Annotated in this window: 11 protein-coding genes; 6 read left to right on the plus strand and 5 right to left on the minus strand. The window is 57.2% G+C overall.

Annotated elements, in window-relative coordinates; translation table 11 throughout:
- Nucleotides 1-36 precede the first annotated feature (36 nt).
- Nucleotides 37-1440: a CYTH domain-containing protein gene (locus tag C2846_RS03815; protein WP_119700724.1), complete on the minus strand. Its 1404-nt coding sequence runs from the start codon at nucleotides 1438-1440 to the stop codon at nucleotides 37-39.
- Nucleotides 1441-1577: 137 nt separating this feature from the next.
- Here C2846_RS03815 and C2846_RS03820 point away from each other — a divergent pair, with 137 nt between their 5' ends.
- Genes C2846_RS03820 through argE form a run of 3 tightly spaced genes read left to right on the plus strand, consistent with a single transcriptional unit; the run spans nucleotide 1578 to nucleotide 4754 of the window.
- On the plus strand, nucleotides 1578-2255 hold the full coding sequence (locus C2846_RS03820; RefSeq protein WP_080049481.1) for a TIGR00153 family protein: 678 nt from the start codon (nucleotides 1578-1580) through the stop codon (nucleotides 2253-2255).
- 28 nt (nucleotides 2256-2283) lie between these two features.
- A complete protein-coding gene (locus C2846_RS03825; protein WP_119700725.1) occupies nucleotides 2284-3540 on the plus strand; it encodes an inorganic phosphate transporter in 1257 nt (418 codons plus the stop codon).
- Nucleotides 3541-3596: 56 nt separating this feature from the next.
- The gene (argE, locus tag C2846_RS03830; protein ID WP_119700726.1) at nucleotides 3597-4754 is read left to right on the plus strand and encodes an acetylornithine deacetylase; all 1158 of its coding nucleotides are present in this window, start codon (nucleotides 3597-3599) and stop codon (nucleotides 4752-4754) included.
- Between the two features lie 50 nt (nucleotides 4755-4804).
- Here argE and C2846_RS03835 read toward each other — a convergent pair whose 3' ends face one another.
- From C2846_RS03835 to amn, 4 genes are all read right to left on the minus strand, one after another.
- Nucleotides 4805-7771, minus strand: coding sequence for a calcium-binding protein (locus C2846_RS03835; RefSeq protein ID WP_165443749.1), 2967 nt, complete (start codon nucleotides 7769-7771; stop codon nucleotides 4805-4807).
- A gap of 257 nt (nucleotides 7772-8028) precedes the next feature.
- A complete protein-coding gene (locus C2846_RS03845) occupies nucleotides 8029-9441 on the minus strand; it encodes an HlyD family type I secretion periplasmic adaptor subunit (protein ID WP_119700729.1) in 1413 nt (470 codons plus the stop codon).
- On the minus strand, nucleotides 9438-11681 hold the full coding sequence (locus C2846_RS03850) for a type I secretion system permease/ATPase (protein ID WP_165443750.1): 2244 nt from the start codon (nucleotides 11679-11681) through the stop codon (nucleotides 9438-9440). The genes C2846_RS03845 and C2846_RS03850 overlap by 4 nt, the downstream gene beginning before the upstream one ends.
- Nucleotides 11682-11832: 151 nt before the next feature.
- Complete coding sequence (gene amn, locus C2846_RS03855) at nucleotides 11833-13302, minus strand: AMP nucleosidase (RefSeq protein WP_119700731.1); 1470 nt, start codon at nucleotides 13300-13302, stop codon at nucleotides 11833-11835.
- A gap of 97 nt (nucleotides 13303-13399) precedes the next feature.
- Between amn and argA the strand changes: the two genes are divergently transcribed.
- From argA to C2846_RS03870, 3 genes are all read left to right on the plus strand, one after another.
- The gene (argA, locus tag C2846_RS03860) at nucleotides 13400-14692 is read left to right on the plus strand and encodes an amino-acid N-acetyltransferase (RefSeq protein ID WP_080049477.1); all 1293 of its coding nucleotides are present in this window, start codon (nucleotides 13400-13402) and stop codon (nucleotides 14690-14692) included.
- A gap of 152 nt (nucleotides 14693-14844) precedes the next feature.
- Nucleotides 14845-16152: an OprD family porin gene (locus C2846_RS03865; protein WP_080049476.1), complete on the plus strand. Its 1308-nt coding sequence runs from the start codon at nucleotides 14845-14847 to the stop codon at nucleotides 16150-16152.
- Nucleotides 16153-16293: 141 nt separating this feature from the next.
- Entirely contained in the window at nucleotides 16294-16875 is a 582-nt protein-coding gene (locus C2846_RS03870; protein ID WP_080051659.1) for an RBBP9/YdeN family alpha/beta hydrolase, read from the plus strand.
- Nucleotides 16876-16885 lie beyond the last annotated feature (10 nt).

Consider the following 16885-nt stretch of genomic DNA (forward strand, 5'->3'; position numbering starts at 1 on the left):
CAATTGCCGGCTTGCGATCGGCTAACCGCCAGAGTCTTAATTATTCAGTTCGCGCCAGGCATCCAGCCGGCGTACACGCTGGCCCTGTTTGCGCAAGGCGGCGAGCAGCGCCGGGTGCTGTTCGGCCTCAACCAGCGGGTACTGCTCAAGCAGCGCCTGCAGTTTGTTGAGTTCACCGTACAGCCGGTCGGCCTCGGGCACCTCCAGCCATCGGCGGAAGTTGGCCAGCAAAAAGTGCAGACGCCCGAGCCGAGGCAACTGGTCCACCCACTCGCTGGCCATGCCATCAGGGTCATTGGCATGCGGCACCCGCAGTTCCTGAATTTCCTTGGCACAGGCTGCCAGCAGCCAGCGCGCCAGTTCCAGTTGGCCGACCTTGTCACCGCGTGGCGGTCGGCCCTGGCACCATTGGCGCCGCTGCAACCACAACGCCAGGCCAATGAACAACTGGCCCCAAGCCGGCTCGGCGATGGCCTGATCGAACACCTCTGGCGCCGCATCACGGGCGGCCTGACCGTCCTGATCATCGGCCCAACCGGCCAGCACCAGCGGTCGGAAACGCTGCAACAGCGCATCCAGGGGCGCGATAAAGGGCGCCGCCGCCGAGCGTGGCATGCCCAGGTCAAACACGCCGAAATAGGCTCGCAGCTCGGCCAGTTGCTGGCTCAGTTCACGAAACAGCTTCCACTGCCGGGTATGCCGATACTGTTCGGCCAGGCGTTGGGTCTGGCCCAACAACTGCCAGCCGCCATTATGGATCACCTCATCCACTGCTGTGGTTGACTGCCAGTCCGGCGACGCCGGACGCAGCTCGTAACTGGTCGGGTCGAACAGCCGGTAGCCACGCTCGGCCTTGCTGATATCACAAGGCATCAGCGGCAGGTCGGCAGCCAGCGCATGGGCCAGTTCCAGCAAGGCCTCGGCCGGGCCCTGGCGAATTTCCAGCTCCAGCTCGCAGATCGGCTCCTCACGCTCACCGGCCAGAACCTTGCCCAGATCCAGCGCGGCCTCGACCTCAACCGATTCGCCGTCCCGTTCCCAGCACAGCATTGCCCGGGTCCGCTGAAAATCAGTGGTGAACACCGGCTGCAGTTGCGTCTTGTCCAGCTCGGCCAATGCCTGAGGCCAGCACTGGTCATCCAGCAGGTTCAGATCCAGCGCCGGCTGACTCAGGTACCAGTCCCATTCATTGCGCTCGGACAAGCCAGCAACACTCTGGCCACGGCTTTTCAGGGTCTGGATGAACTGCTCGCCATCACGCCGCAGGCGCAGGGCAACCCGAGCCGTGGACAGGGCTCGCTCGGCACTGTCGTAATACTGGTTGTACAGGGTACTGGTCTGCCAGTCGCCCTGACGCCGGGCATTGAGCAGAGGATGCTCGCGCAGGGCGTCCAGAGTTTGCCGGCTGACGCGCAGCTTGATTTCGGTTTCTTTAACCATGTGACTCTCTAAAAAGCCTTGCCACTCATCGGTTAGCGCGGCAAAAAATGACATAGAAATGACCAATCCACGGCATTTTGATGACGTTGGCGGTCTCAGCACCTATAATTTTGCGCCTCACTAACCCAGGAGGCGCCATGCCCAACAATCCTTTCATCAAACTGTTCGGTCGCTCACCGATCGGTCCGATGCAGCAGCATATTGCCAAGGCTCATGAATGCGCCGCGCAGCTCGTGCCCTTCATCGAAGCGGTATTTGCCGACGACTGGCAAGCGGCTGAACAGGTTCAGCAAAGGATCGTGCAACTGGAACACGAAGCCGACAAACTGAAAAAGGATGTGCGGATTCATCTGCCCAAAAGCCTGTTCCTGCCAGTGCCGCGCTCGGACCTGCTGGAGCTGCTCAGTGTACAGGACAAAGTGGCCAACCGCGCCAAGGATATCGCCGGCCTGATGCTGGGCCGCAACATGACTATCCCGGCCACTCTGCAACCAGCCTTTCTGGTCTTCGTTCAACGTTCAGTCGATGCCGCAGCCCAGGCGCTCAAGGCCATGAACGAGCTGGACGAGCTGCTGGAAACCGGCTTTGCCGGCCGTGAAGTCACTCTGGTGGAAAAACTGGTTATCGAGCTCGAAGACATCGAGCGCGACACCGACCGTATGCAGGTCAAACTGCGCGCCGAGCTGTTCAAACTGGAAAAAGACATGCCTCCCGTCGATGTGATGTTCCTCTATCAGATCATCGAATGGATCGGTGATGTCGCCGACCGCGCCGAGCGCGTCGGTAACCGCCTGGAACTGCTAATGGCTCGCTGAGTCCCGCTACCGCGCAGAGATTTTCACTATGACTCTTATCGCAGAATACGGCACTACCCTGCTCATCCTGGCCTGCCTCTTCGGTTTCTTCATGGCCTGGGGGGTAGGCGCAAACGACGTCGCCAATGCCATGGGCACCTCGGTCGGCTCCCGGGCATTGACCATCAAGCAGGCGATCATCATCGCCATGGTCTTCGAGTTCCTCGGCGCCTACCTGGCCGGCGGCTCGGTTACCCAAACCATTCGTAGCGGCATTCTCGATTCCAGCATGATCAGCCCGGAGCAGATGATCTTCGGCATGCTGGCGGCGTTGCTGGCAGCCGGCACCTGGCTGCTGATCGCCTCGATCAAGGGCTGGCCGGTCTCCACCACCCACTCCATTGTTGGCGCGGTCATCGGCTTCGGCGCCGTTGGCGTCTCCATGGAAGCGGTCAACTGGTCCGGCGTGGTACCGATTGTTGCTAGCTGGGTGATTTCGCCAACCCTGTCCGGGGTGGTCGCCTTCCTGATCTTCATGAGCGTGCACAAGCTGATCCTCGATACCGAGGAGCCGTTCCGTAACGCCAAGCGCTACGTGCCCTACTACATGTTCGCCGTCGGCTTCATCGTCACCCTGATGACCGTGACCAAAGGCCTCAAGCATGTGGGCCTGGACCTGAGCAACTGGCAGAGTTTTGGTCTGGCGGTACTGGTCGGGCTGCTGATCACCGCACTGGGCGTGGCTCTGCTGACCCGGATCAAGGCCGACCCGGAGGCCGACAAGGACTTCCATTTCGCCAGCGTGGAAAAGGTCTTTGCGGTACTGATGATCTTCACCGCCTGTGCCATGGCCTTCGCCCACGGCTCCAACGACGTGGCCAACGCCGTTGGTCCGCTGGCTGCCATTGTCGGCGTTCTGCAGACTGGTGAAATCGCGGCCCGTTCTCTGGTGCCCGGCTGGGTGCTGCTGCTCGGCGCCGCCGGTATCGTGGTCGGTCTGGCTACCTATGGCTATCGCGTAATCGCCACCATCGGCCGCCACATCACCGAACTGACCCCGAGCCGCGGTTTTGCCGCCGAACTGGCCACCGCCACCACCGTGGTTGGCGCCTCGGGCCTGGGGCTGCCGATCTCCACCACCCACACGCTGGTCGGTGCGGTTCTGGGTGTTGGCATGGCGCGCGGCATCGCTGCACTGAACCTGCGGGTGGTCGGCACCATCTTCAGTTCCTGGGTCATCACCCTGCCGGCTGGTGCTGGTCTGTCGATTCTGTACTTCTTCGTCCTCAGCGGGATTTTCGGCTGACGCTGAGGCCCTGACGGCGTAAGCTGAAAGCCAGCTTACGCCGTCAGGGATCCACCATGTCATTGCCCAGCCTCAAGCAGCAATTCGCTGCTTTGCTCGCCGCCCCCTCGATCAGTTGTACCCAGGCCGACCTTGATCAGTCCAATCTGGGCGTCATTCATCTGCTCGCCGACTGGCTCGGCCAACTGGGCTTTGCCTGTGATATCCAGCCAATCGCCGGCCAACCTGGCAAGGCCAATCTGATCGCCACCCTGGGCTCCGGCCCCGGCGGACTGGTACTGGCCGGCCATACCGATACCGTACCGTGCAACCCCGAGCGCTGGAGCTACGAGCCATTCGCTCTGACCGAGGCCGACAATCGCTGGTATGGCCTGGGCAGTTGTGACATGAAAGGCTTTTTCCCGCTGATCATCGAAGCAGTCAAGGATTATGCCGACCAACCCTTTCAGCAGCCGTTGATCGTACTCGCCACCGCCGATGAGGAAAGCTCCATGAGCGGTGCCCGGGCACTGGCTGCCAGCGGCCAGCCCAAGGCCCGGCATGCGGTGATCGGCGAGCCCACCGGGCTCAGGCCAATCCGCGTGCACAAGGGCATCATGATGGAGCGGATCGACATTATCGGCCAGGCCGGCCACTCCTCCGACCCCAGCCTCGGGCGCAATGCCATTGAAGCCATGCATGTGGTGATCAGTGATCTGCTGGAGCTGCGCAGCGCCTGGCAGAAACGCTGGAACAACCCACTGTTCAGCGTACCGACCCCGACCATGAACCTGGGCTGCATCCACGGCGGTGACAACCCCAACCGGATCTGTGCCAAGTGCGCGCTGGAGTTCGATATCCGTCCACTACCGGGCATGGACGGCGACGAGCTGCGCGCAGCGATCCACGCCCGGCTCGCACCGATTGCCGCCGAACGCCAGGTCCAGATCGACTATCAGCCACTGTTCCCGGGCGTCCCGGCCTTTGAAACCGCCGCTGATGCACCGATCGTTGCCGCCTGCGAGCGACTGACCGGACACAGCGCCGGCAGCGTGGCCTTCGCCACCGAAGGCCCCTACCTCAATCAGCTCGGCATGCAGACCCTGATTCTCGGCCCCGGCGACATCGACCAGGCCCACCAGCCGGACGAGTTTCTGGCCCTGGATCGGATCGAACCGACGGTACGGATTCTGCGCGGGCTGATCGAGCAATTCTGTTTGCAATCGGGTAACTGATGAAATGAAAAGGGCCGCTTGCGCGACCCTTTTTTACTTCACTTCCTGATTCAGGTATTAGGCTGCCAAGTATCAGCCAGTACCGTTTGCAACTCATCCTTGACCTGTTGCGACAGTATACTCCCAGCGCCCGAAGGCACTGCATAGGCCGACATTGCGGCAACCAGTTGATCAACCTGAGAGTCCAGCAGCACAGACGATCCGGCTTCAATCCGGTCAAGCTGGTAGGCACTACCAAGATACCAGTTGCTAACAGTCACCTGATCGGTTGTTCCGGCCACATTGATCTGCAGGTGATTGCCTGAGCGACTGAACCACAGATCCTCAACAGCCACATCCTCGAAACGCGCCGTATCAATGCTGCTGGCGTCGGTATCATGGTTGTAGATGGTATCCCTGCCGCTGCCTGTGCCAAACAGATAGAGATCGCTACCGGCACCACCAACCAGGTAATCATCACCTGCACCACCAACGAGGATGTCGTCACCGGCATCACCGTATAGCGTATCGTTGCCATCGCCACCGTACAGGATGTCGTTGCCGCCACCACCGCGCAGGGTGTCGTTGCCGGCGTAGCCGTACAGCACATCATCGGTTTCGGCACCCTGCAAGGTGTTGTTGCCGTCGGTGCCGTGAATGGTCCGCACATCGATCTCGACCTGCGCCAGGTCCAGGCTGCGGCCATCGGCAAATTCGATCGATTGCAGTTTGTGGCTACCCACACTGGTGGCGAACCAGTTGTTCACCGTGACGCTGTCGCTGGTCCCTTCAATGCGCAGCACCAGGTTGTTGCCACTGCGCACGTAGCTGACATCTTCCAGTGCGACCCCTTCCTTGAACAACAGGCGGTCATGGCTGTCCGGGTTGTTACGGTCCGCCACGTCATCGTTGTAGATGGTGTCATGGCCATCGCCACGACCGAACAGGTAGGTGTCGTTACCCGCTCCACCGTACAGTCGGTCATCGCCGGCACCGCCGTCGAGGATGTCGTCACCGGCATCCCCATACAACTGATCGTTGCCTGCCCCGCCATAAAGAAAGTCATTACCCGCTCCACCGCGCAGGATATCTCTTTCATCTCCGCCCAAAAGATAGTCTGCCCCGTCACCACCGTTCAGGCTATCTCTTCCTGCTCCCCCGATAATGACGTCCACCGAGGAGCTCCCGGTTAAGGTTTCACCACTATCACCACCAATTACAACTCCAATTTCAGACCTGAGTGCAGCAAGCTGAGCTTCATCGAGCTCTCTTATCCATTCAGCCACCAGTCCAGGATCTGTCTTACCAAAACCAGGCATACTAAGCACACGGGTATTCAACTCAACAAGATCAACAATGGCGTTGACCGGGTCATCTACATATCTATCTGCAAGCAGCGCGTAAGCGCTGCCAAAATCCAGAGCTATGCCGCCTTCAACGCTTATATTTAGACCAACTTCATTTAGATAATCAGACAACCGCGTCTGCAACAATAAACCGTTATAAACAGAATCCATTAGAGACGCATAAGCCGCTCGAATATTCCGTTCTTGTTGAGGCCCGAAATGGAAGTGCTCTTCGGTCACATAAATTTCACGACCACTCGCAAGTGCCGCACTTCCTCGTCTACCCTGGCTACCTGCCAGAAAAGAAAAGCTTACCGTTGAGGATGTGGTCGTTGTTGCAGATGAAAACTTAAAGAACTCTTGACCATTGAAGACCTCAAGCACCCGAATCATTTCAAGCAGTTCTTTTTTCTCCAACTGCGCAGCAGTAGGACCTGAACCACCATCAGGCGCAACCACTGTCGAACCACCAGAGCCACCTGAACCGACTAGGCCAGTGTCAGGAATTTCCCAAGAATAAGAAAATTTGAAACTGATAGTGTCCGTATTCATATCGGACACCCTTTGATCAAATGTGCGAAAATCAGCTGTCCCTGCCCAACTCTGAATTACCCCACCAACCAAAGCATACTGCTCAGAGCGGGTTGATGCACCAGCATAATCTTTAATGCTATCGACCAACTCGGAACTCAAGGTCGCAGCTTCCCGCAAATCTCTCACGGCACCGGACCCCGCCATATCCGGCAACCCCCACAGCTCCTCAGGAATTTCTAATCTATCGGCGAACTGCCTATAAAATTTGTTCTCCTCAAAATACACATCGCCCATCACCCCCTGCCCACCACCACGCTCTTCATCCCACTCAAAACTGCCAAAGCCATCAACGTGATTGTTATTACCTAAATCCTTGCGCACCCCATCTGACTGAGTACTAATACTTTTTATACCTATTTCCTCAAGAGTAAAAAGCTCATCCTCTTGACTGATTCCGTCTCCATTGAAATCGCGCCATATCCGTAGATCTGACCAAACATCATCATTAGCATCCAGCTTACCATCGCCGTTTGAGTCAACAGCCTGCAACGCTTCAAACCCATCCTTTGCTCTAGTACCATCGGCCAGCAGCGTGTTCTCACCAAACAACTCTGCACCATCATCTATAACGCCGTTTCCATTAACATCTCTTACTAGAAAGCCGTCATCAGGCCTTACCCATCCGGAACCGTGTCTTATGCCATCACCATTATGATCAAATAGAGAATCCCAGTTGGCTCCGTATGTTTCTAACCCATCCCCATCAAGATCAAGAACTATTGGAGATACCGTGTTAAACGCACCCCTAAAGTAGCCATTAACATCAGGGCTCACAGTGTACATATAAGGAGCCAAAGGCGATAACCCTTCCAATATATTGTGCTGTATACGAACTTCACGCAACCTGCTAAGCTCAGAATTAACATCGGCAGGCGCAGGATAGAACCAGCCGTACTGACCGTAGGCCGGCGCGGGAGGGGATTTATACCAAACCCCATCTGCCACATTAAACGTGTAGCCATCTATATAATTTGGATTTGCATAGCCACCAATCTTTTCGGAATGAAAAAGAGCTCCTACACCAAAAACCTTCTGCCCCAAAATTGCATTTAGCGCCGCAGTAACTCCAAGTTTTTTTATAATCCTTTCAATATCCATCCTTATCTCCATATAATAAAATACAATACCAACACGACAGCTACAAATACAGCGACACCAACCAATGACACATACAAACTAACTTTTTTATCGCTAAATCTACCTAGAGTCACAGCCTTGAGAAACCAGTACCCTATACCGTAAAAAAAAACCTCCATCAAGAAGGACAGGATAAATTCCATATTTTTCCGCTCGCTGTGATTTATTTCTCATATTGGAGCCTATTTAACACTTTTCTCATTGCTTCGAGCCTTGACCTATCGCTCTCGAACACTTTCCTTCGTAGCTCGTTCCAACTGCGACAGAAAAAACTCGACAACCCTTCTATCACCCGTCTTCACCTCCGCCGTTACCGCCATACCGGGCTGCAGGCTTACCTCTCTACCTTCACCAAACAGTGTATTTTTCTGCATGCGCAGATGCATGCGATAAATAAGCCCACGCTTTTCATCAACAGTTGCATCGTCCGAAATATTCACAACTTCCGCATCAACAACCCCGTACTTTGTAAACGGGAAGGTGTGCACCTTTATTTCCGCCTGCATTCCCTCACCCACGAAACCGATATCCTTATTTTCAAGAAAAACTTCCACTTCCAACTGTTCTTCTTCAGGAACTATCAGCATTAGTTGTTGAGCTTCGATCACAACGCCACCAACGGTATTTACCGCAAGATCCTGCACCCTTCCGTTAACTGGCGCATAAAGCACCTGCCGTTCGTTGGCCCCGCGAGCCTTGGTCAGCTCCTCCTCGAGCACGGCGAGCATGCGCTGCTGGTCTGCAATTTCAGCCAGCAAGGTTGCGCTGGTTACTGCGGCAAACGCTTTGGCCTGCTCAGCCACTTCCTCCTCCGATGCTTTCAATTGGTGCAGGCGTTGCCTTTCCGCAGCAAGGTCCTGGGTCTGGCTGATGCGTTCCTGCTCAGCCAGCATGTATTCGTTTTCGGAGACATAAGATTTCTCGAACAGGCCTTTGAAGATGTCGCTGCGCTTGCTGACGATAGGTAGCGTTTGTTCCAGCTTGGTAATTACCTCTCGGGTCATAGCCTGCTCGGCCCTGACCCGAGTCAGGGCGCTGGATAACGACTGTTGCTGTGCCCGGTATTCCTGCCACTTCTGCCAAACCAACCGTTTATGCAGCAGTTGTTCATGTTCAGGCAGTACCTTCAACTCCGGCAATTCCAGGGTTTGCAGGTCTGGAATAATGGTCTGACCTTCAGGCTGCTCAACCAATTTCAGCAAAGCCTGATTCACCGCATGTCGTAAAACAGTACTGTGCAGCTCTGTCTGCAAGCGATTTTTGTCTGCCGTTGTGAAGGTGGCATCCAGTTCCACCAAAGGCTGACCAGCTCTGACCCGCTCCCCCTCCCTCACCAAAATGGCCTGTACTGTCCCCTTCTCCAGCGGCTGTACCTGCTTCACCCCTGCACTCGGGATGATTTTCCCTTCAGCAGTAGCAACAATATTTACCTTTCCGATGCAAGCCCAGAGCAAACCAAGGGTGAACAACACCAACAGACTTAGTGACAACCAGCGATACAGGGGATTGGGAGGTGTTTCCTGGATTTCCAGAGCCGCTGGCAGAAACGCAGCCAGCTCTGCTGCCTGATTGCCATCACCGAGTTTGTCACGGCTGCGCCAGGCTTCTCGCGTTGCCTGTAACAGGCTCATATATCCACCCTTGGGCGACGCTGCAAACCCGGACGCTCGACATGCTGTAGATCTTGATCTCCCGCCACCTTCTTAAGCGCAGGAGCGTGACTCTGATGGCTGTACAATCGAGCATAGTAACCATTACTGTCGATCAACTGATCATGGCTGCCCTGCTCAACGATACGCCCCTTATCCATAACAATGATCCGATTACATTGCTTGACGGTAGACAACCTGTGAGCGATCACGAATACCGTGCGGCCCTGACAGATGCGTGCCATATTGTCCTGAATGATCCGCTCGGACTCGTAATCAAGGGCACTTGTAGCTTCGTCAAAAATCAGGATGCGCGGGTTGTTGAGCAAGGCCCGGGCTATCGCCAGACGTTGGCGCTGACCGCCCGACAGATTGCTGCCCTGCTCTCCAACCAGCGTGTCGTATCCCTCAGACAGTTCGCTGATAAATTCATGTGCCCCAGCCATACGGGCCGCCATTACGACCCTATCCATTGGAATCGATGGATCTACGAGCGCAATGTTTTCCCGGATACTACGGTTGAACAGAAAGTTCTCCTGCAATACCACGCCTACCTGCCTGCGCAGCCAGGCTGTATCGACCATCGCAAGATCAACACCATCAATAAGTACTCGCCCTGACTCCGGCACGTAAAGACGTTGCACCAGCTTGGTCAGCGTGCTCTTGCCGGAGCCGGAACGCCCGACGACACCTATCACCTCACCAGGGCGCACATGCAGATCAACCCCCTTTAGTATCAGTTGCCCGTCCGGACGATAACGGAAATTTACCTGCTCGAATGAAACCGCCCCCTTTACTGCAGGGAGCCTTGAGCGATTGGGATTGAAGCCTGGCTCACGGGGACTATTGAGGATGTCACCAAGGCGCTGAATCGAAATCCCCGCCTGCTGGAAATCCTGCCAGAGCTGCACTAGCTTGAGAATTGGGCCGCTGACCCGACCCGCAAGCATATTGAAAGCAACCAGCTGGCCAACGGTAATTTCACCACCGATCACCAGATGCGCACCCCACCAGATAATCCCCAAGGTCATGAGCTTGTTGATCAGGCCAGCAACCTGATTGGCCACGTTGCTGAGGTTGCTGCTACGAAATGAAGCATGCACGTAGCTGGACAAGTGATCCTCCAGCTTGCGACGCATTTGCGGCTCCACCGCCATCGACTTAACCGTACCGATCCCGGTGATAGATTCGGTCAGAAATGCAGTATTAGCAGCACCGTGCTTGAACTTTTCATCAAGTCTGTGACGCAGTATCGGGGTAATGAAAACCGACAGAATGACGTAGGCGGGAATGCTCGCCAGCACTATCCAGGTTAGAGTCGGGCTGTAGTACCACATGACCCCAATAAATACGAACACAAAGAACAGATCGATAACCAGCGTCAGAGCTGTGCCGGTAATGAAGTTGCGAATGGTGTCCAGCTCGCGGACCCGTGCCACATTCTGCCCCACCTGTCGCGACTCGAAATACGATAGCGGCAAGCTCAGCAGATGATTGAACAGTCGGGAACCAAGTTCGACATCCACTCTGTTGGTTGTATGACTGAAGATGTAGTTACGAATCCCGCCAAGCAACGCCTCGAACACCACCACCACAAAAAATCCGATAGCCAAGACATCCAGTGTGGTGAAGCCCCGGTGGACAAGCACCTTGTCCATGACAACCTGAAAAAACAGAGGTGTAGCCAGGGCAAACAACTGCAGAAAAAAGGACGCAATCAACACTTCGCCAAACAGCTTGCGGTAACGCACCAGCGACGGGATAAACCAGGAAATGTCGAATTTCTGGGTCAGGCTTTCACCCAAACCAGTACGCCGGGTCAAAACAATCACGTCGCCGCTCCAGAGAGTCTCTAGCTCAGAGACACTCACAACCTTTGGCGACGGCTCACGCAAGTCGTGAATGAGGGCAGTAGCCTCAGCAGTGTTACCTTCAGAAACAACACTACTCCCTGCTAACCTGGCTAAGATGAAATAGCTTCCATCTTTGGCTTGAGCTATAGCAGGTAACACCTTGTCGTTCAGGCTTGCTAGATCAGGGGATAGTTTTCGAGCCTTGAGTGTCAACGCTTTGGCAGCGCGCAAGATTTCAGCGTTAGTAAAATTCTTGCCCGGCAAACCAAATTGGTGAACCAACTGCTCAGGTTCAGCCGGCAGTTGATGAAATCGCGCAATAGCAACCAGAGAACACAGCCCTGTGTCCACAATAAAAATTCCTTCCATGAAAGATAAGCGCTACAAACGTATAGGTGGCATATAGCTCCAAGCACACCCTTGATAGCACTATTGCATCACCAACCAAGCTTGGCGAACTTAATGCCTTACCTGACAAGTGACAATCTTTTGCTACATAAATAGAGAACCAATTAACATTTTATCTAAACGGCGGCTCATCAAAGCTACGCAGCTTGCGCGAATGCAATGAGTTGACCTGGCTGCGCAGCAGATCCAGTGCCGCGATGCCGATATGCAGGTGCTGGTTGACCGCCCGCTGATAGAAAGCCCCGGCCGCGCCCGGCAACTTGATCTCGCTGTGCAGCGGCTTGTCGGACACGCACAGCAAGGTGCCGTAGGGCACCCGCAGGCGATAGCCCTGAGCAGCGATGGTGCCGCTTTCCATATCCACCGCCACGGCTCTGGCCTGATTGATCAGCGGTCGCTCCTGAGCCCAGCGCAGTTCCCAGTTGCGATCATCGTAGGTCAGTACCGTGCCGGTACGTAGCCTGCGCTTGAGGGCGTCGCCCTGATCGCCTGTGACCAGCGCCGCTGCCGCCTGCAGGGCCTGCTGCACTTCGGCCAGGGCCGGCAACGGAATATGTGGCGGCAATAGCCGATCGAGGATGCCGTCACGACGCATATAGGCATGGGCCAGCACGTAGTCGCCAATCGCCTGGGATTGGCGCAACCCGCCACAGTGGCCGATCATCAGCCAGCAATGCGGACGCAGCACCGCCAGGTGGTCGGTGATGTTCTTGGCGTTGGACGGCCCGACGCCGATGTTGACCAGAGTGATGCCATCGCCATCGCTGGCCAGCAGGTGGTAGGCCGGCATCTGAAAGCGGTGCCAGGCCACGCTGTCGACCACAGCCTGCATGTCATCCTCGGCCATGCCGCGCTCGATCAGCACGTTGCCCGGCAGTACCAGCGTGGTGAAGCGCGACTCGCTGAGCAGCATGTCCATCCCGTAACGGATGAACTGATCGACGTAGCGATGATAGTTGGTCAACAGGATCCAGGGCTGCACGTGCTGCCAGTCGCTGCCGGTGTAGTGCACCAGCCGGCGCAATGAAAAATCCACCCGCGCCCCATCGAACAGCGCCAGCGGCAAGGGGTCCATCTGGGTCCAGTCATCCAGCCCGTCGGCGGCATTGTCGCTGATCGCCGACAGATCGGTTCCGGGAAACACCCGCGCCAGCTCGCCTGCGGCAATCCCGGAGCGCGACAGTTCGTCATAGGCCAGCACATAGGGATAAGGGATCGGCTGATCACTGAGCCCAACCTCCAGACGTACCTCGAAGTCCTTCAGCAGAGGTTCCAACTGCTCCAGCAGGTAACTGCGAAAGGCCTCTGGATGGGTAACGGTCACCGCATAGGTCCCGGGAATCTGTACTCGGGCAAAGGCCCGTACTGTGGCCGGGGGTTCGCTATGGGCGGCATAGGTCAGTCGCAGCGCCGGGTAGCAGAACTGGCGTAATTGCTCGGCACTCGGCTGCCGCCGTTCATGCAGATACATATGCAAGGCCTGGCCCAAAGCCTTGGTTGCCTGTCGGTAAAGTGCAGCCAGGCGGTCTACCGCAGCTGAAGCGGTGTTGACAACGACATAGTCCGGGGTCGATTGCGGCATGTTGAACGCTCCTGTTCGAAGGGCCATGGAGCCAATGATACACTTGATGGCGAGCAGCCAAACTCCCTACACTGGCGTTTTGCCCGGAACACCACGCATGCACGACTACGTCAACTGGTTCCGCCACTCGACGCCTTACATCAACACCCACAGGGACTGCACCTTCGTCGTGCTGCTGCCGGGTGAGGCCATGGCGCATCCGAACTTCATCAATATCATCCACGATGTAATGCTGCTCAACAGTCTCGGCGTGCGTCTGGTGCTGGTGCATGGCTCGCGCCCGCAAATCGAGGAGCGGCTCAAGGCCCGCGGCCTGGATTCGCGTTATCACAATGACCTGCGCATCACCGATCTGGATACCCTGGCCTGCGTGATGGATGCGGTCGGCAGTCTGCGTATCGCCATCGAGGCGCGGCTGTGCACCGCGCCTTCGGGCCAGCGCTCGCGGCTACGGGTAGTCAGTGGCAACTTCGTCACCGCCAAGCCGATTGGCGTGGTCGACGGGGTCGACTTCCACCATACCGGTGAAGTACGCCGGATCGACCGCAAGGCGATCAGTCAGCACCTGGATGAGCAGTCGATCGTGTTGCTGTCATCCATCGGTTACTCGCCGACCGGAGAGGTGTTCAACCTGGCCTGCGAAGATGTCGCCACCAGCGCCGCCGCTGCGCTGAACGCCGACAAACTGATTCTGCTCGGCCCCGATACCGGGATTTTCGATGCCGACGGCCAATTGCTGCGTGAACTCAAGCCAACACGGGCCACGGCGCTGCTCAAGGCGCTGGGCAACAGTCTGCCCGGCAGCCTGCTCAAGGCTGCCTGCAAAGCCTGCGACGGTGGTGTGCGGCGTAGTCATATTGTTAGCTTCGCCGAGGACGGCGCAGTACTGACCGAGCTGTTTACCCGCGATGGCGGCGGCACCATGGTCAGCCAGGAAGCCTTTGAGCAGATCCGTCCGGCCACCATCGACGATGTGGCCGGTCTGCTCGAACTGCTGCGCCCGCTCGAAGAGGCCGGGATTCTGGTGCGCCGCTCGCGCGAAGTGCTGGAAACCGAGATCGGCCAGTTCACCCTGATCGAGCGCGACAGCATGATCATCGGCTGCGCAGCCCTCTACCCGCTGGATGATTCGCGCAGCGGCGAACTGGCCTGCGTCGCCATCGATCCGGATTACCGCCACGGTGGGCGCGGCGACCAGTTGCTGGCCAGCGTTGAGGCTCAGGCCCGCAAGCTCGGCCTGGATACCCTGTTCGTGCTCACCACCCGCACCGCGCACTGGTTCCGCGAGCGCGGCTTCGTCCCCAGTTCAGTGGAGCGCCTGCCAGCCAAGCGTGCCTCGCTGTACAACTACCAGCGCAATTCCAAAGTGTTTGAAAAGTCGATCTCATAAAGAATAAGCAAATTACTTTTTATTCTTTTTGGCTTTTTAGCATTTCATTTATGTTACCGGCATCAACCTGTGTTGATGCCGGCCAGTCACGCACTCGACCACGAACCTCACTGCCGCGCCATTCTGCCAATTTCGTTTGTCTGGAGCACACCATGAAAAGAACTCTGATCGCCAGCGCCGTGGCCGCTGGCCTGTTGACCATTACGTCCAGCGCCCTGGCCGAGGGCGGTTTCATCGAAGACAGCAAGGCCAGCCTTGGCCTGCGCAATTTCTACATCAACCAGGACAACCGCAGCGGCAGCGCTGCGCCCTCCAAAGCCGAAGAGTGGGGACAAGGCTTTTTGCTCAACTTCCAGTCCGGCTATACCCTGGGCACCATCGGCCTCGGGCTCGACGCACTGGGGCAACTGGGTCTGCGCCTGGACTCTGGCGGGCGCACCGACAAAGCCGGGCGCAGCCGCAACCCCGGTACGGTATTCCCGCTCAAAAGCGATAACAGCGCGGTCAGCAACTTCAGCCGCCTGGACCTGACCGGCAAGCTTAAGGTCGCCGAAACCGAGCTGAAGATTGGCGCCCTGCTGCCACGCCTGCCGGTTCTGAGCCTGAATGACGGCCGCCTGCTGCCGCAAACCTTTCGCGGCGGCCAGTTGACCTCCAACGACATCGACAACCTGACCCTGCACCTGGGTCAGATCGAGCGCGCCAGCGGTCGGGCCTCCAGCGACTATGAGAACCTGACCATTGCCGGCGGCAGCCAGCGGGTCAACCAGTTCCGCTATGCCGGTGGCGACTACAGGCTGACCAGCAACCTGACCACCAGCTACTTCTTTGCAGAGCTGCAGGACTACTACCGCCAGCATTACCTCGGTGCAGTCCACAACACAGGGCTCGGTGCCGGCAAGCTCAGCACCGATCTGCGCTACTTCGACAGCAACGCCCATGGCGCCAACAAGCGCCAGGAAGCGGGCTACGCTGCACGCGGTGTCAACAACAACGGCAAGGTCGACAACCGCGCCGCCAGCGCGCTGTTCACCTACAGCCTGAGCGGCCACAGCCTGGGGCTGGGCTACCAGCACCTGAGCGGCAACAGCGACTTCCCGTTCATCAACAACGGCGACGGCGCCACTGCCTACCTGATCACCGACTCGCAAATCGGCAAGTTCCAGCGTGCCGGCGAGCGCACCTGGCTGGGCCGGTATGGCTACGACTTCGCCCAGGCCGGCATACCTGGCCTGCGCGCCAACGCCACCTACCTGCGCGGCAGCAACGTCAAGAGCAACGTCTCCGGGGCCAACAACGAGTGGGAGCGCGACCTGCGCCTGGACTACACCATCCAGGATGGCCTGTTCAAGAATGTTGGCCTGTCGCTGCGTCATGCCAGCCTGCGCAGCAATGTCACCGGGCAACGTGATATCGACGAAGTCAGGGCCATCATCAGCTACAACATCGTATTGCTGTAACTTCCCTGGCAACGAAAAAGGCTCCGTTATTGGAGCCTTTTTTATTCCAAAATGAGAATAAGCAAATAATTTTATATTCCTTATTGTTAGACCCCAAAAACCGTACACTGGAGCCATTCTGAAATAGCAAAGGTTATGACCATGACCAGCTCCCTTACCCGCTATCTGATCCTGCCTGGCTGGCAGGGCTCCGGCCCCGAGCATTGGCAGACCCACTGGCAACAGGTACTACCCAACACTACTCGCGTGGAACAAGCGGACTGGCAACACCCCGACCCTCACGCCTGGATTGACCGGCTGGAGCACGCCATCACGGCCGAACCAACACCGGTGATCCTGATTGCTCATAGCCTGGGCTGCATTACCGTCGCACACTGGGCCAGTCGCAGCAAAGCCCGTTCCTTGGCCCAGGTTCGCGGTGCCCTGCTGGTTGCCCCGGCCGATGTCGAGCGCGAGAACTGCCCGCCAGCCCTTCAGGGTTTCGCTCCGATTCCGCAGCAGCCGTTGCCGTTCCCTAGCCTGCTGGTTGGCTCCAGCAATGACCCGGCAGCCAGCCCGCAACGCGCCATTGAACTGAGTCAGTCCTGGGCCAGCCACAGCGTGATTCTTGAGCAGGCCGGCCATATCAATGTCAGCGCCGGCTTTACCCACTGGAGTGGCGGCTTCCGGTATTTGTACCAACTACAGCATTTTATTGAACAGCAGGCCCGGCAACGGGCCTGACGGAGTGACT

It is taken from the genome of Pseudomonas jilinensis (assembly GCF_003586265.1).
Classification (GTDB): domain Bacteria; phylum Pseudomonadota; class Gammaproteobacteria; order Pseudomonadales; family Pseudomonadaceae; genus Halopseudomonas; species Halopseudomonas phragmitis.

Excerpts from the sequence above, each read along its gene's own strand:
- C2846_RS03820 (WP_080049481.1), top strand. The coding sequence starts at position 1,578 with ATGCCCAACAATCCTTTCATCAAACTGTTCGGTCGCTCACCGATCGGT.
- C2846_RS03850 (WP_165443750.1), bottom strand. The coding sequence starts at position 11,681 with ATGGAAGGAATTTTTATTGTGGACACAGGGCTGTGTTCTCTGGTTGCT.
- amn (WP_119700731.1), bottom strand. The coding sequence starts at position 13,302 with ATGCCGCAATCGACCCCGGACTATGTCGTTGTCAACACCGCTTCAGCT.
- C2846_RS03835 (WP_165443749.1), bottom strand. The coding sequence starts at position 7,771 with ATGGATATTGAAAGGATTATAAAAAAACTTGGAGTTACTGCGGCGCTA.
- C2846_RS03870 (WP_080051659.1), top strand. The coding sequence starts at position 16,294 with ATGACCAGCTCCCTTACCCGCTATCTGATCCTGCCTGGCTGGCAGGGC.
- argA (WP_080049477.1), top strand. The coding sequence starts at position 13,400 with ATGCACGACTACGTCAACTGGTTCCGCCACTCGACGCCTTACATCAAC.
- C2846_RS03815 (WP_119700724.1), bottom strand. The coding sequence starts at position 1,440 with ATGGTTAAAGAAACCGAAATCAAGCTGCGCGTCAGCCGGCAAACTCTG.
- argE (WP_119700726.1), top strand. The coding sequence starts at position 3,597 with ATGTCATTGCCCAGCCTCAAGCAGCAATTCGCTGCTTTGCTCGCCGCC.
- C2846_RS03825 (WP_119700725.1), top strand. The coding sequence starts at position 2,284 with ATGACTCTTATCGCAGAATACGGCACTACCCTGCTCATCCTGGCCTGC.
- C2846_RS03865 (WP_080049476.1), top strand. The coding sequence starts at position 14,845 with ATGAAAAGAACTCTGATCGCCAGCGCCGTGGCCGCTGGCCTGTTGACC.
- C2846_RS03845 (WP_119700729.1), bottom strand. The coding sequence starts at position 9,441 with ATGAGCCTGTTACAGGCAACGCGAGAAGCCTGGCGCAGCCGTGACAAA.